This is a genomic window from Acidimicrobiales bacterium, from assembly GCA_016794585.1.
Taxonomy (GTDB): Bacteria; Actinomycetota; Acidimicrobiia; order Acidimicrobiales; family DATDAH01; genus JAEUJM01.
Window position 1 is genome coordinate 114,368 of the sequence record JAEUJM010000032.1, and the last position, 13,344, is coordinate 127,711.

A 13,344-nucleotide genomic window follows, 5' to 3' on the forward strand; every position below is an offset into this window, starting at 1 on the left:
CGCGCCATCGAGGCGCTTCGGGGGCCCGGGTAGCCGTGTTGCTCGCACTCATCGGGCTCCACGCCGTGCTCGGCTCGGTGGTCCTGACCGCCGGCCGTCGTCTCGGCCGCTGGGGCCTCCTGATCGGCGGCCTCGCACCGGCGGTGACCGTGGTCGCCGCCCTCGCGCTTGCCGGACCGGTCCTCGACGGCGACCCGGTGACGTCCTCGGTGTCCTGGGTGCCGCAACTCGGGCTCGACCTCGATCTGCGTCTCGACGCGTTCTCGCTCCTGATGATCGTCCTCGTGTCGGGCATCGGCACGCTGGTGTTCGTCTACGCCTGGCACTACTTCGCCCACGCACCGAAGGCGGGGCGGGCCGCGGGACTGCTGACCCTGTTCGCCGGCTCGATGCTGGGGGTCGTCCTGGCCGACAACCTGCTGCTGCTCTACGTGTTCTGGGAGCTCACCTCGGTCACCTCGTATCTGTTGATCGGCATCGACGACGCCGACCCCGATGCCCGGGCGGCGGCGCTGCACGCCCTCCTGGTCACGGGGATGGGCGGCCTGGCCATGCTCGGAGGGTTCGTCGTGCTGGGCCAGGACGCCGGCACGTACCAGATCAGCGAGCTGTTGGCCGACCCACCCACGGGGACGGCGGCGGCGATCGCCCTGGTGCTCGTGCTGCTGGGAGCGTTCACGAAGTCGGCGCAGTACCCGTTCCACAGCTGGCTGCCGGGCGCGATGGTGGCGCCCACCCCGATCAGCGCCTACCTGCACTCGGCGGCGATGGTGAAGGCCGGGGTCTACCTCGTCGCCCGGTTCGCGCCGGCGTTCGCACTGGTGGGCGTGTGGCGGCCGCTGGTGGTGGGCGTCGGCCTCCTCACCATGGTCGCCGGTGGTCTGCGGGCGTTGCGACCCTTCGACCTCAAGCAGCTGCTGGCCTTCGGGACCATCAGCCAGCTGGGCTTCCTCATGGTCCTGCTGGGCATCGGGCAGCCGGAGGCGACCGCCGCGGGGTGCGCGCTGCTCCTCGCCCACGGGCTGTTCAAGGTCGGTCTCTTCATGGTCGTGGGCATCGTCGACCACGAGACCGGCACCCGCGACATCCGTGAGCTGCCGGCCCTCGGCCAGGGGTGGGGCCCGACCCGTGCCGTCGCGGTGATCAGCGCCGCGTCCATGGCCGCCGTCCCGCTCACCGCCGGGTTCATCGCCAAGGAGAAGGCCTACACCGCCTTCGTCGAAGGTGGCGCCGGCGACCGGTTGGTGCTCGTGGGCATCGTGGCCGGTTCGATGCTCACCGTCGCGTACAGCCTGCTCTTCGTCGCGGCCCTCCTCCGGCCGGGTGCGGTGGCCGGCGAGACCGAGCGGAGGGTGGCCGACCACGCCCCGACCACCTGGTTCGTGCTTCCCGGGATCATCGTCGCGACCGCCACGATGGTGCTCGGGATCGCCCCGGCGCTGTGGTCCGGGCTCGTCGACGCCGCCGCCGGCGCGCTGGATCCCGAGGCGAGCGCGCACCTGAAGCTCTGGCACGGCGTGAACGCGCCGCTGTTGCTGTCGATGGCCACCCTCGCCGCCGGCGTGGCGATCTTCGCGGCACGGCGCCCGGTCGGACGCGCCCAGGCCCGCCTGGCGCCGACCATCACCGGGCTCGAGGTGTACGAGGGCGTCGTCCGTGGCGTCCTGCGGTTCGCGGCCCGCACCACCAGCATCGTGCAGTCGGGATCGCTGCCGGTCTACGCCACGATCATCATGGCCACCGCCGCTCTGGCTCCGGGGCTCGCCATGGTGACGGGCCCGTGGTGGTCGGGCCTGCCCGAGACCATCGCCCGGCCCGCACACGTGCCCGTGGCCGTGCTCCTCGTGACCGGGGCGCTCGCCGCCACGTTGGCCACCCGCCGCTTCGCCGCGGTGCTGTTGCTGGGGGTCGTGGGCTACGGGATGGCCGCGCTGTTCGTGGTGCAGGGCGACCCCGACCTCGCCCTCACCCAGTTCGCGGTCGAGACGCTCTCGGTCGTGGTGTTCCTCCTGGTCCTGCGTCGACTGCCCGATCGCTTCGAGCGACGGCGGCCACCGGTGCTCGAGGGGGTCGCCAGGGTGGCCGTGTCGGCCGCGGTCGGGGTCGTCATCGCCGCAGCGGCCTTCGCCACGGCGGGCGCACGGACGGAGGCGCCGGTCTCGCGCGAGATGTCCGAGCGGGCCCTGCCCGACGGCGACGGCAAGAACGTCGTCAACGTCATCCTCGTCGACATCCGCGGCCTCGACACCCTCGGCGAGATCACCGTGCTCGTCGCTGCGGCCATCGGCATCACCGCGCTGGCCCGGGCGGGTCGAGCCCCTGGTTCACGATCGCCGGGACGCGCCGACCCGGCACCGCAGGAGGTCGAACCGTGACGCCGCGCCGATCGCTGATCTTCGACACGACCACGCGCCTGCTCTTCGACGCCACCCTCGTGCTCTCCGCCTACCTGCTCTTCGCCGGGCACAACCAACCGGGCGGTGGCTTCGTGGGAGGGCTGGTGGCGTCCGCCGCGGTGGCGCTCCGTTACATCGCCGGTGGCATCGACGAGGTGCGCTCGTTGGTGAACGTCCAGCCGTGGACCTTCCTGGCTGCAGGCCTGGCGCTCGCCGTCGTCACCGCCCTCGTCCCCCTCGCCCTCGGTGACGGCCCCTTGAACCAGGACGCCTACGAGGTCCAGCTCCAGCTGCTCGGCAAGGTCAAGGCCACGACCGCCACCGTGTTCGACACGGGGGTGTACCTGATCGTGATCGGCCTCGTCCTCATGATCTTCGAGGGCCTCGGTGACGAGCGCACCGAGCCCGCGGATCTCGCCGAGGCCGATGATCCCGCCTCGGACGGGGAGGGCGCGCGGTGAACGTCCTCCTCGTCATCACCGCCGGCTTCCTGTGCGCCTGCGGGACCTACCTGTTGCTGGGCCGCCAGCTCAGCCGCATCATCATCGGGATCGGCCTGCTCGGCCACGGCATCAACGTCCTGCTCGTGCTCTCGGGCGGCGACGGGGGCGCGCCGGCCTTCGTCGGCGGCGACATCGACCGCTTCGCCGACCCTCTGCCCCAGGCCCTCGTGCTGACCGCCATCGTGATCACGTTCGGCGTCATCGCCTTCCTCCTGGCCCTCGCCTACCGGAGCTGGCAGTTCACCGAGGACGACGAGGTCGAGGACGACGTCGAGGACCGCCGCATCGCCCGTGCGTCCCACGAGCACGCCGGCGAGGAGCATCCCTCGTGAGCCTCCTCCTCGCCGTGCCCATCCTGCTCCCGCTGCTCGGCGCCGCACTCTCGGTCGGCCTCGGCCGGTCCCGGCAGGCGCAGCGCGTCATCGGGGTGGCCACCCTCGCGGTCGTCACCGTGACGAGCGTCGCACTTCTCGTGCGGGTCGACACCGAGGGCATCCAATCCGTCCAGGTCGGCGGTTGGGCCGCTCCGGTCGGCATCACCCTGGTGGCCGACGGGCTGGCCGCGATCATGCTCGTGGTCGCCGTGCTCATGCTGCTGGCGGTGCTGGTCTACGCCATCGGCCAGCCCGGGGCCGAGGACGAGCACGTGGGGTTCCACCCCGTGTACCTGATCCTCGCGTCCGGGGTCGCGGCGGCCTTCCTCACGGGTGACCTGTTCAACCTGTTCGTCGCCTTCGAGGTGACCCTGATGGCGAGCTACGTCCTCATCACCCTCGGGGGCCGGCCCGCGCAGGTGCGCAGCGGCATGACCTACGTCGTGATCAGCCTGATCGCGTCGCTCCTCTTCCTGCTCGCGCTGGCGTTCGTCTACACGGCCACCGGCACCCTCAACCTGGCCGACCTCAACGACAAGATCGCCGCGCTGCCCGCAGGGGTGCGCAGCGGGCTCGCCGTCCTGCTCATCGTGGTGTTCGGCATCAAGTCGGCCATCTTCCCGTTGTTCTTCTGGCTGCCCGACTCGTACCCGACGGCCCCGTCGCCCGTCACCGCGGTCTTCGCCGGGCTGCTCACGAAGGTCGGGGTCTACGCCCTCATCCGGAGCCAGACGCTGCTGTTCCCCCCGGACACCCAGCCCGGCGACCTGCTGCTGGTGGTGGCGGGGTTGACGATGCTCGTGGGGGTGCTGGGGGCGATCACCCAGAACGACGTGAAGCGGATCCTGTCGTTCCACATCGTCAGCCAGATCGGCTACATGGTGATGGGCCTCGGGCTGTTCACGCTCGTCGGCCTGGCGGGCGCGGTGCTCTACGTCATCCACCACATCGTGGTGAAGACCACCCTCTTCCTCGTCGCCGGGCTCATCGAACTGCGGGCGGGGACGTCCAACCTCGCCAAGCTGTCGGGGGTGGCCCGCCTCGAGCCGCTCCTCGCCATCCTCTTCCTGCTCCCCGCGCTCAGCCTCGCCGGCATCCCCCCGTTCTCGGGGTTCGTGGCCAAGCTGGCCCTCGTCGACGCCGGCATCGGGGCCGAGGCGTACGCCGTGGTCGCGGTGAGCCTCGTGGTCAGCCTCCTCACGCTCTATTCCATGAGCAAGATCTGGGCCAACGCCTTCTGGGGCGCGCACGAGCCGGGACCGGCGGTCCCCGCGCTGAGCACTCCCCGGCGGGCGCTCATGGTCTGGTCGACGGGCGGGCTCGTCGTGCTCAGCCTGGGCATCGCCGTGGCGAGCGGCCCCCTCTACGACCTCTCCGAGCGGGCCGCGGCCGATCTCATCGATCCGACCGCGTACGTCGAGGCGGTGCTGGGCCGATGATGCGGGTCGCTCGGGTCCTGTTCCTCGTGGGCATCTGGCTCTGCCTGTGGTCGGACCTCTCGGTGGCCAACGTCGTGAGCGGGGTGGTCGTGGCCGTCGCCATCGTGGCCGTGTTCGGTCAGCGACCCGGCCGCCTCATCGTGCGACCCATCGCCCTGCTGCGCTTCTCCCTGTACTTCATGCGGAAGCTGGTCGAGTCCACCGTCGTCGTGGCCCGAGCGGTGATCTCCCCGGGGTCGGCGGTGCACACCGGCGTGGTCGCCGTTCCCCTCGAGGGCTGTTCCGACGCGGTCGTCACCCTCATCGCCGACGCCATCAGCCTCACCCCGGGCACCTTGACCATCGAGGTGCACCAGGACCCGCCCACCCTCTTCGTGCACGCGCTCGACGTGCGGGACGTCTCTCGCGTGCAGGCCGACATCCGCACCCTGGAGGTGCTCGCCATCCGCGCCTTCGGGACTGCCGAGGCCATCGAGGGCCTCACCTTCGACGACAGCGTGTCCTGGAGAGGTCGATGATCACCGTCGCGCTCGTGCTCACCGTCTGCGCCGGCCTGTGCTTCCTCGTCCGGGCCGTGGTCGGGCCGTCGCTCGCGGACCGGGTCGTTGCGGTCGACGGTCTCATCGTCACCATCGTCGCCGGCGTGCTGCTGCACTCCATCCGCATCGACGCCGCCTGGTTCCTCGACGTGGGGATCGTGGCCGCCTTCACGGGCTTCGTCGGCACCGCGGCCGGCGCCCGCTTCATCGAGCGGCGGGGCGGCTGACGTGGCCGACACCGTCATCGGCGTGATCGCCCTCACGGGCGCGCTGCTCGTGCTCCTCGCCGGGGTGGGGGTGGTGCGGTTCCCGGACGTCTACGCCCGCATGCACGCGGCCACGAAGGCCACGACCCTGGGCATCACCTTCGTCGGCCTCGCGGCGGCCCTCGCCCTCGAAGGGGTCGGTGCGGGCGTGAAGGTCGTCCTCATCGTCGCGTTCATCTTCACCTCGCCGAGCGTCGCCCACCTGGTGGGCCGGGCCGCGTACCGGGCCGAGGGCATCGACTTCGACGTCGAGGCCCGCGACGACCTCGCCGAGCGGCTGGCCGAGGCCAACGACCTCGACGTCGAAGCGGGCGCCGACCTCGCGGAGGTGGTCGTCGAGGCCGAGGACACGGCCCGAGCCGCCGACGCCGGGGGCGCCTGACCGCGTCGGGCCGTGGGGCGCGGGATCAGGAGAACGCGAAGGCGGGTGGGAGCACGAGCACGACCACCGCCACCCAGGCGGCGAACACCGGCAGGTAGGACGTCTGCCAGCGCTCGAGGCGGTGGATGGTGGTCCGTCCGGCGAGGAACCGTGCCGAGAGCCAGGCGGCGCCGGCCAGGTTCACCAGGAGCAGCAGGTTCAGGCCGAGCGCGGCCACGCGGTTGGGGGTCAGCCCGAGGTCGCCGATGCGGGCGACCATCGAGCCCAGCACGAGCACGTCGAGCGCGAGCGCGCTGACCACCGCTACGAGCTGGATGCGGTCCATCCATCCGGGGCGATCCGACGGCTCGCGGGCCGAGAGTCCGTAGAGCACGAGGCCGAGCACCGCGACCATCAGCGCGTCGAAGACGCCGACGAGCTCGCGGTCGAAGGCCTCGCCCAGACCGTCGACGGCGTAGGCGACCGCGGCGGCGACGAGCATCGCCGCGAACAGTGGCGTGAAGAGCATCGTGAGGACCGGGGCCATGTTCTCGACGACCTGCTGTTTGGCCTCGACCAGCCACGCGGCGACGATCACCGCGCCGGCGGCGCCCGACAGGAGCAGCCAGGTGGCGACCGTGTCGGGGTCGATGCCGGTCGGCTCGAGCACCGCCAGGGTCAGGGCCAGGAGGACGCCGCCACCGAAGGCGATCAGTGCGTAGTAGATGCACCACTCCCCGGTGAAGCGCACCATGTCCATGCGCCGTTCGTGCGAGCGCAGGGTGGCCCCCATGAAGGGGAACGCGACCACGCACCACGACAGCACGGGCAGGTGGGTGGCCACGAGGACCTCGGTGGCGGCGTCCTCGTCGTAGGGGAACACGTTGACGGCAACGGCGAGGCCGGCGAAGACGCCCGCGGTGGCCAGCCACGCGGTCGACGAGAGCCGCCGCCGGCGGGCGAACCAGGCGGCGAGGAAGGGGAGCACGAACAGACTGGCGTTGCGGAACAGCCAGTCGGGCTCGTCGTCGGGGAACCCGGCCAGGAGGCGGGCGATCTGGAGGGCGACGGCGGCGGCGACTGCGAACCCGAGGGCTTCGGGCCAGGCCCGGGCGACCGCGTCCAGCCGGGCGTCGGACCCGCCCCCGGTCGCTCCGCCGGCGAGGACGAGCTGCTTCCACAGCCGCCCGCTGTGCTCGCGGGCGTACTCGTGGGAGAGGTCGTCCACCGAGCCGAGGCGCTTGACCGCCACGAGGAAGGCTTCGTCGTCGGCGAGGCCGACGTCGTGCAGGTCGGCGATCTGGTCCCGCAGGTGGCTCTCCAGCTCCTCGACGTCGTGGACGTCGACGCCCGGCCGGCGGCCCACGTACGAACGCCACTGCTCGATCTCCAGCTCGAGGGACTCCATGGTCACGCTCCTCCGAGGGCCAGGGCCCCCAGGTCCCCGCCCCCGAAGACGTCACGCAGCGCCTGCGTGACCGTCGCCCACTGCCGCTTGTGCTCGACGAGGGCCGTCCGGCCCTCGCTGGTCAAGGCGTAGTACTTCCGCCGCCGGCCCTCCGGGGGCACCTGCCACTCGGTGGTCACCAGGCCCAGCCGCTCGAGGCGGTGGAGCAGGGGGTACAGCATCCCGTCGGTCCACTCGAGCTCTCCGCCCGAGAGCTCGCGGACCCGCTTGAGGATGGCGTACCCGTAGTTCTCGCCCTCGTCGAGGATGGCCAGTACCAGGGGAGTCGCCGACGCGGCGACGAGGTCCTTGTCGATCTGCACGGGCGCTCCTTTACCTGTCGGCACAATGCATAGAACTACAAGGTATAGCGCAGTCGTGGCCGTGGCAAGGGGTGCGCCACCGGCTCGTGTGCCGGCGGTACCGTCGCCTGTCATGCCGGATCACCCGCCCGCACCAGCCGTCGCGCCCGGCTCCGTCGTCTGCGAGACGCCGCGTCACGCCATCTTCAGCGAGTGCCCCCAGTGCGGGGGATCGATGCGTCCCGAGCACGCGCACTACCGGTGTGCGGGCTGCGGCTGGCGCGGCTCCTGCTGCGACTGACCGCCCGGGACGGATCGGTCAGGCGGTGGGGGGCGCCGGCGGGGGCGGGGGCGGCGAGGCCGGCGGGCCCGGGTCCTGCGGCGGCCAGGTGGGCGCCGGCTCCTGCGGCGGCCACGCCGCGGGCTGCGGCGCGGGCTGCGGGGCGTAGCCCGGGCTCGGGGCGTACGCGCCGCCGGCCGGGGGGTACCCGCCGCCCCCGTAGGCCGCGGCGCGCTGCTGCTTCTTGCGGTTGCCGCGGCGGACGAGGGTGACGATCAGCAGGATCAGGGCGATCACGAAGCCGACGAAGCCGACGGCCATGCCGCCGAAGAGGAAGCCGAGCATCTTGCCGAGGTTCAGGGTGCCCACGCGCACGTCCGTGCCCTCGGGCGCGTCGATGTCGAAGACGTAGGTGCCCGGGGTGTCGACGTCGAAGAAGCCGAGCGGGACGAACTGCTCGCCGTCGGTCTCGGCCGAGCTGGTGGGGATGGTCTCCTGGCTGAGGGTCCTGGTGGTGCCGTCGGGGTCGGTGATGCGGACGTCCACCAGCTCCTCGGCCGACCCGAAGGGCACGGAGGCGAACACCCAGGCGTCCCCCGTGTCCAGCTGCACCTCGTCCTGGCCGGGCGCGGAGATGCGCTGGCTGTCGTCGATGTCCTCCACCAGCTGGCGGATGCCCAGCACGAAGAGCACGCCGCCGATGACGGCGGTGACGAGGAAGATGCCGAGCGCCCAGAAGAAGCCGGCCTTGGGCAGCTTGGCCGGGGCGGCGGCCCCCGGCATCGGTGCGTAACCAGGAGCGGTCATGGCCGCGACGCTACTGCGGCGGAACCGAGTCGTCGCCGAAGGCCGGCGCGGGGCGCCAGGTCAGCTGGTCACCCGGTCAGCACGGCGAGCGCGCGATCGACATCGCTCAGATCGGCCAGCACCGCGTCGGCGCCCAGGGCCTCGAGGCCCTCCTGGCCGCCGGTGCCCACCAGCAGGCAGTGCACCCCGCCGGCCCGTGCGCAGGCGAGGTCGTTGGGGGTGTCGCCGATGACCCACACCTCGTCGGGCGCGTACGCCTCGCCCCGGAAGCGCTGCGCCCGCTCGAGGGCGATGGGCACCAGCTCGAGCCGGTCGGCGTGATCGGTGCCGTACGCCCCGATCTCGGTGTCGAAGAGGTGGGTCAGCCCGAAGGCGCCGACCTTCACCGCGGCGTTGGCGGTGAGGTTGCCCGTCAGCAGGGTCTGGCGCACGCCGTCGGTGGCGTCGAGGCGCTCGAGCAGCTCCTCGACGCCGGGCAGCACGCTGCCGTTGGCCCGGAGCTCCTCCTCGGCGGCGGCGAGTGCCGCTTCGGCGGCGACCATGGCCTCGGGGAGGAGCGCGTCGATGTGATCGGCGGCGAGCTCGGCGGCGGTGAAGATCTCGCGCAGGATCTGGGGGTCGGTCTTGCCGCTCATCACGATCTGCGGCACCTCGGCCAGGCCCGCCACGGCGGCGGCAGCCTCCTCCATCACCCGCCGGCCGACGCCCCGGCTGGTGATGATGGTCCCGTCGATGTCCCAGAGGATCAGCCGCCGCACGGGCCCGACCCTCCCTGCTCCACCCACACGCTTCGTTCCGGGTACTCCCCTGTGTGCTGAGCGGTACCGCCGGAGTACCCGGAAGCGGCGCCGGGCATCAGCCGATCACCTCGAAGGTGGCGGCGAGGTCGACGCCGAGGCGCTCGCCGGCGCCGGCGGCGTTGTCCCGGAGGAACGCGGCGGGCGAGGCCATGTCACCACCCAGGTTGTCGAGATACGTGCGGTGGCACTCGAGCGAGCGCACGCCGGCGTCGAAGGTGGCGGTGACGTCGACCGCGTGCGTGGGCTCGGGGCTGGCGTTGAAGGCCGTGAACCGGACGCCGCCCCACGCGTCGCCGCGGTCGGGGAAGCACCAGGGGTTGGCGGCATCGCGGACCGCGTCGAGCAGGGCCCGGCCGACGGCGCGGTGGTCGGCGTGGTTCCAGGACGGCCCGCCCCACGAGTCACGGAAGTTGATGGACAGCACCACGTCGGGGCGGTGGCGGCGGATGGCGGCGGCGAGGTCGGCCCGCAGCTCGAGGCCTTCGACGATGGCGCCGTCGGGGTGGCCGAGGAACTCGACGTCCTCGACGCCCACGACGCCACAGCTGGCCACCTGCTCGTGGCGGCGCAACGGCCCGGCCTCGGCGGGGGCCATGGCCTGGATCCCGGCCTCGCCGTCGGACACCAGGACGTAGCCGACCCACTTGCCCTGCCCCGTCCACCGGGCGACCGCGGCGGCGGCGCCGTACTCCATGTCGTCGGGGTGGGCCACGACGGCGAGCGCGCGGTCCCAGTCCTCGGGCATCGGTGGCAGCGAATCGGCCATGCGCTCACCGTAGGCGCCGTCCGTCCCGCTAGTGCATCAATCTTGTTTGATGTATTGTCCGGCCATGGCCACCGCCGTCAGCACGCCGCCCGGCTCGCTCGAGGCGCTCGCCGACCCGGTCCGGTGGCAGCTACTGGGTGAGCTGGGCCGCAGCGACCGACGGGTGGGCGAGTTGGTCCGCCTGGTCGACCGCCCCCAGAACCTGGTCTCGTACCACCTGCGGGCGCTGCGCGACGCCGGCCTGGTCACCGCCCGGCGCAGCGCCTACGACGGCCGCGACACCTATTACCGGGTGGACCTGGACCGCTGCGCCGACCTGCTCCGCGTCGCCGGGGAGGCGCTGCACCCGGGGGTGCGCCTCACCCCGGCCGCGCCCCGGCTGCCCACCACCGACCCGCGGCGGCGGGTCCTCTTCCTCTGCACCGGAAACAGCGCCCGGTCTCAGATGGCCGAGGCGCTCCTGGCCCACGTCGCGGGCGGGACGGTCGAGGCCCGCAGCGCCGGCAGCCATCCCAAACCGCTCCACCTGAATGCAGTTCGGGTGATGGCGGCTCGCGGCATCGACATCTCGACCCACCGCACCAAGGCCGTCGACGAGGTGGCGGACCGGCGCTTCGATGTCGTCGTCACCCTCTGCGACAAGGTGCGAGAGGTGTGCCCCGAGCTGCCCGGCGCACCCGTGGCGGCGCACTGGAGCATGGGCGACCCGGCGGCCGAGGGGGACACCGACGAGGCCACCCTGGCGGCCTTCGAGCGCACGGTGTCCGAGCTCGAGGTGCGCATCCCCCATCTCCTCGCCGCGCTCGCAGCCCTCGGCCTTCCCGCCGCCGACGCCCCCGACCCCGCCCACCGACGCCCACCGAGGGACCAACCAGGAAAGAGGTAGGACCGTGCCCGATGAGCCCCGCGTCACCGAGAACACCGTCAGCGTGCGCTACCTGGTCGACGACGTCGCCGCGTCCGTCGACTTCTACACCACGCACTTCGGCTTCACGCCCCACGTCGACGCGTCGCCCGCCTTCGCCGACGTCCTCCGGGGCAACCTCCGCCTGCTGCTGAGCGGCCCGCTCAGCTCGGCGGGGCAGCCCATGGCCGACGGCGAGCGGCCACGCGCGGGCGGTTGGAACCGCATCCACCTGATCGTCGACGACCTCGACGCCGAGATCGCCCGCCTCGAGGGTGAGGGGGTGACCTTCCGCAACGAGGTCGTCCGTGGCCCCGGCGGCGCCCAGGTCCTGGTGGTCGACCCCTCGGGCAACTTCGTCGAGCTCTTCCAGTCCGCCTTCCACTGAGGGTCTCGCGGGCGTCGGGTCACGGGCACGACGCGTCCGGGCTCAGGCGAAGATGCGACCCCAGCCCTCGGAGGACGGTGCCAGGAAGACGGTGGTGAGGGTCATGCGCTCGTGGCGCCACACGCCGTCGGTGCCGCGGGCGTAGACGTCGTCCTCGACGCCGCTCATCCACTTCGTCGACCCGTCGGCGAACGTGCAGGGGGCGAGGATGTCCCACCGCCCGGTGGCGCGGGTGGCCTCGTCGTCCACCTGGATCTGCGGCTTCACGAAGAGGTGGCGGGAGAACGTGAGCGGCGAGGTGGCCAGGCGGGCGGCGATCTCCGCCCGGCCCGTCGCCGTCCCGAGCGCCGGCCCGCCGTCCCAGACCCCGTCCTCGGTGAAGGTGGCGGCGATGGCATCCGCGATGCGGGCCAGGTCGTCCTCGTCTTTCAACCGCCCCCGCTCGAAGCGGGAGTCGACGAGGTCGCCGTACCGGGCCTTCAGCTCGTGGATGGCGAGCACCGCCTCGGCGGCGTCGAGGCGGCGCCGGAGCGTCCGGATCTCCGCCCACAGTTCCTAGTCGTCGGCGCTCATCGGCCCCTTCCTACCGCAACCCCGCCGTGCTGGACGCGAACTCGACGCAATGACCGTCGGATTCCGACCGCCATTGCGTCGAGTTCGGCGTTGCTCGGTGAGGTCAGGCCGGAGCGATGGCGTCCTCGTCCAGAAGCGGGGAGGGCCGGAAGCCCTTGAAGGTCAGGAGGAAGCCGAGCGACAGCTCCCAGAGCGCCAGCGGCACGACCAGCACCGAGGGGCTGGACACCTGGTCCCAGGCCCCGAAGAGCGTGCCGAGGCTGGCGGTGAGCAGGAGGGGGGCGCCGACGAGGCCCATGGTCGGAAGCCAGCGGGGGACCAGGCGGGAGCGGTACAGGAGCGAGCCGAGCAGCAGAGCGTTGATGGCGGGCATCATCCCGGGACCGAACAGGAAGCTCCAGTCGTGCAGGGCCAGCAGGGCCTGCCCGGTGACGTTCAGAGACGTGGCCGCCTCGGCGCCGGTGCCGACGAAGTCTTCGCGAAGGGTCACCATGGCCATGACGGCGATGGCGCCGACGGTGAGGATGGCCCCCTCCAGGGTCCGGCTGACGACGAAGCCGAGGGAGCTGGAGCGGCTCTGGCGCCGGACGACCGGGTACAGGGCGACGGCGGAGGCGATGCCGGCCACGCCGCAGATGAAGTCGAACAAGGCCGCCCAGGTCACCCCCGTGGTGCTGCCGGCGCCGAGGATGAAGTCGGCGTCGTCCAGCGGCGCCTTCATGGCCAGGGTCGGGATGGAGAAGACGAAGGTGAGCAGGTAGGCCACACCGGCCGCGAGGGCGAGCTTGCGGGACCGGGTCATCGGCGTGCGGCGGCCGCCTGTGGCCGGGCGGGTGCGGTGCTGCGGGGCGGTCGCTTCGGTGGTGCGGACGTCGGTGGTCATGGGTGGTTCCCTTCGGGGTCGGAGCCGGGGCTCGTGGTCGGAGGTGCCGGCGGACGGGGGCGGACCCGGGTGACCGAGAGCAGCGGCACGCCGAGGTCGCGCAGCCGCTGGAGGACGCCGTGGAGGGCGGCCTGGTCGACCACGGGTCCGTGGAGGACGGTGGTGCCGTCCGCCTCGACCCGCAGGGTCAACCCGTCGAACCACGTCGCCCAGCGAGCGTCGAGGTGGCCCTCGACGTGGATCTCGTAGTCGGCGGGTCCGTTCTCGTCTGCTGGCACGCAGGCACCGTCTCAACCGATGTGGTGAGCGCGGATCA

Annotated in this window: 17 protein-coding genes; 9 read left to right on the plus strand and 8 right to left on the minus strand. The window is 72.3% G+C overall.

The window, feature by feature from the left end:
• Window positions 1-35: 35 nt before the first annotated feature.
• From JNK12_16695 to JNK12_16725, 7 genes are read left to right on the plus strand one after another with little or no spacing between them, the layout of a single operon-like run.
• Window positions 36-2,375, plus strand: coding sequence for a DUF4040 domain-containing protein (locus tag JNK12_16695; protein MBL8777582.1), 2,340 nt, complete (start codon window positions 36-38; stop codon window positions 2,373-2,375).
• The gene (locus tag JNK12_16700; protein ID MBL8777583.1) at window positions 2,372-2,857 is read left to right on the plus strand and encodes a hypothetical protein; all 486 of its coding nucleotides are present in this window, start codon (window positions 2,372-2,374) and stop codon (window positions 2,855-2,857) included. The genes JNK12_16695 and JNK12_16700 overlap by 4 nt, the downstream gene beginning before the upstream one ends.
• Window positions 2,854-3,231: a Na(+)/H(+) antiporter subunit C gene (locus tag JNK12_16705; protein MBL8777584.1), complete on the plus strand. Its 378-nt coding sequence runs from the start codon at window positions 2,854-2,856 to the stop codon at window positions 3,229-3,231. The genes JNK12_16700 and JNK12_16705 overlap by 4 nt, the downstream gene beginning before the upstream one ends.
• Window positions 3,228-4,712, plus strand: coding sequence for a Na+/H+ antiporter subunit D (locus JNK12_16710; GenBank protein ID MBL8777585.1), 1,485 nt, complete (start codon window positions 3,228-3,230; stop codon window positions 4,710-4,712). The genes JNK12_16705 and JNK12_16710 overlap by 4 nt, the downstream gene beginning before the upstream one ends.
• Window positions 4,709-5,230 carry a Na+/H+ antiporter subunit E gene (locus JNK12_16715; GenBank protein MBL8777586.1) on the plus strand — a complete coding sequence of 174 codons (522 nt, stop codon included), beginning with the start codon at window positions 4,709-4,711 and terminating at the stop codon, window positions 5,228-5,230. The genes JNK12_16710 and JNK12_16715 overlap by 4 nt, the downstream gene beginning before the upstream one ends.
• Window positions 5,227-5,478 carry a hypothetical protein gene (locus tag JNK12_16720; protein ID MBL8777587.1) on the plus strand — a complete coding sequence of 84 codons (252 nt, stop codon included), beginning with the start codon at window positions 5,227-5,229 and terminating at the stop codon, window positions 5,476-5,478. Before JNK12_16715 ends, JNK12_16720 begins: the two co-directional genes overlap by 4 nt.
• A gap of 1 nt (window position 5,479) precedes the next feature.
• Entirely contained in the window at window positions 5,480-5,899 is a 420-nt protein-coding gene (locus JNK12_16725; protein ID MBL8777588.1) for a monovalent cation/H(+) antiporter subunit G, read from the plus strand.
• Window positions 5,900-5,924: 25 nt separating this feature from the next.
• Here JNK12_16725 and JNK12_16730 read toward each other — a convergent pair whose 3' ends face one another.
• The 5 genes from JNK12_16730 to JNK12_16750 all read right to left on the minus strand — a co-directional run bounded on the left by JNK12_16730 (window position 5,925) and on the right by JNK12_16750 (window position 10,280).
• Entirely contained in the window at window positions 5,925-7,286 is a 1,362-nt protein-coding gene (locus JNK12_16730) for a hypothetical protein (protein MBL8777589.1), read from the minus strand.
• A 2-nt stretch (window positions 7,287-7,288) separates the two neighbouring features.
• Window positions 7,289-7,648 carry a helix-turn-helix transcriptional regulator gene (locus JNK12_16735; protein ID MBL8777590.1) on the minus strand — a complete coding sequence of 120 codons (360 nt, stop codon included), beginning with the start codon at window positions 7,646-7,648 and terminating at the stop codon, window positions 7,289-7,291.
• Window positions 7,649-7,946: 298 nt separating this feature from the next.
• Complete coding sequence (locus JNK12_16740) at window positions 7,947-8,714, minus strand: hypothetical protein (protein MBL8777591.1); 768 nt, start codon at window positions 8,712-8,714, stop codon at window positions 7,947-7,949.
• A gap of 68 nt (window positions 8,715-8,782) precedes the next feature.
• Window positions 8,783-9,472 (minus strand): haloacid dehalogenase-like hydrolase, encoded by a 690-nt coding sequence (locus tag JNK12_16745; GenBank protein ID MBL8777592.1) that lies wholly within the window; start codon window positions 9,470-9,472, stop codon window positions 8,783-8,785.
• A 97-nt stretch (window positions 9,473-9,569) separates the two neighbouring features.
• Window positions 9,570-10,280, minus strand: a complete 711-nt coding sequence (locus tag JNK12_16750; protein MBL8777593.1) for a PIG-L family deacetylase — start codon at window positions 10,278-10,280, stop codon at window positions 9,570-9,572.
• 64 nt (window positions 10,281-10,344) lie between these two features.
• Here JNK12_16750 and JNK12_16755 point away from each other — a divergent pair, with 64 nt between their 5' ends.
• Both JNK12_16755 and JNK12_16760 read left to right on the plus strand, forming a co-directional pair.
• Window positions 10,345-11,166, plus strand: coding sequence for a metalloregulator ArsR/SmtB family transcription factor (locus tag JNK12_16755; protein ID MBL8777594.1), 822 nt, complete (start codon window positions 10,345-10,347; stop codon window positions 11,164-11,166).
• Between the two features lie 4 nt (window positions 11,167-11,170).
• Complete coding sequence (locus JNK12_16760; GenBank protein ID MBL8777595.1) at window positions 11,171-11,572, plus strand: VOC family protein; 402 nt, start codon at window positions 11,171-11,173, stop codon at window positions 11,570-11,572.
• A 42-nt stretch (window positions 11,573-11,614) separates the two neighbouring features.
• On the opposite strand, the gene JNK12_16765 is transcribed toward JNK12_16760, so the two are convergent.
• From JNK12_16765 to JNK12_16775, 3 genes are all read right to left on the minus strand, one after another.
• Window positions 11,615-12,073 carry a nuclear transport factor 2 family protein gene (locus JNK12_16765; GenBank protein ID MBL8777596.1) on the minus strand — a complete coding sequence of 153 codons (459 nt, stop codon included), beginning with the start codon at window positions 12,071-12,073 and terminating at the stop codon, window positions 11,615-11,617.
• Between the two features lie 175 nt (window positions 12,074-12,248).
• The gene (locus JNK12_16770) at window positions 12,249-13,028 is read right to left on the minus strand and encodes a DUF4386 domain-containing protein (protein MBL8777597.1); all 780 of its coding nucleotides are present in this window, start codon (window positions 13,026-13,028) and stop codon (window positions 12,249-12,251) included.
• A complete protein-coding gene (locus tag JNK12_16775; protein ID MBL8777598.1) occupies window positions 13,025-13,306 on the minus strand; it encodes a hypothetical protein in 282 nt (93 codons plus the stop codon). The genes JNK12_16770 and JNK12_16775 overlap by 4 nt, the downstream gene beginning before the upstream one ends.
• Window positions 13,307-13,344 lie beyond the last annotated feature (38 nt).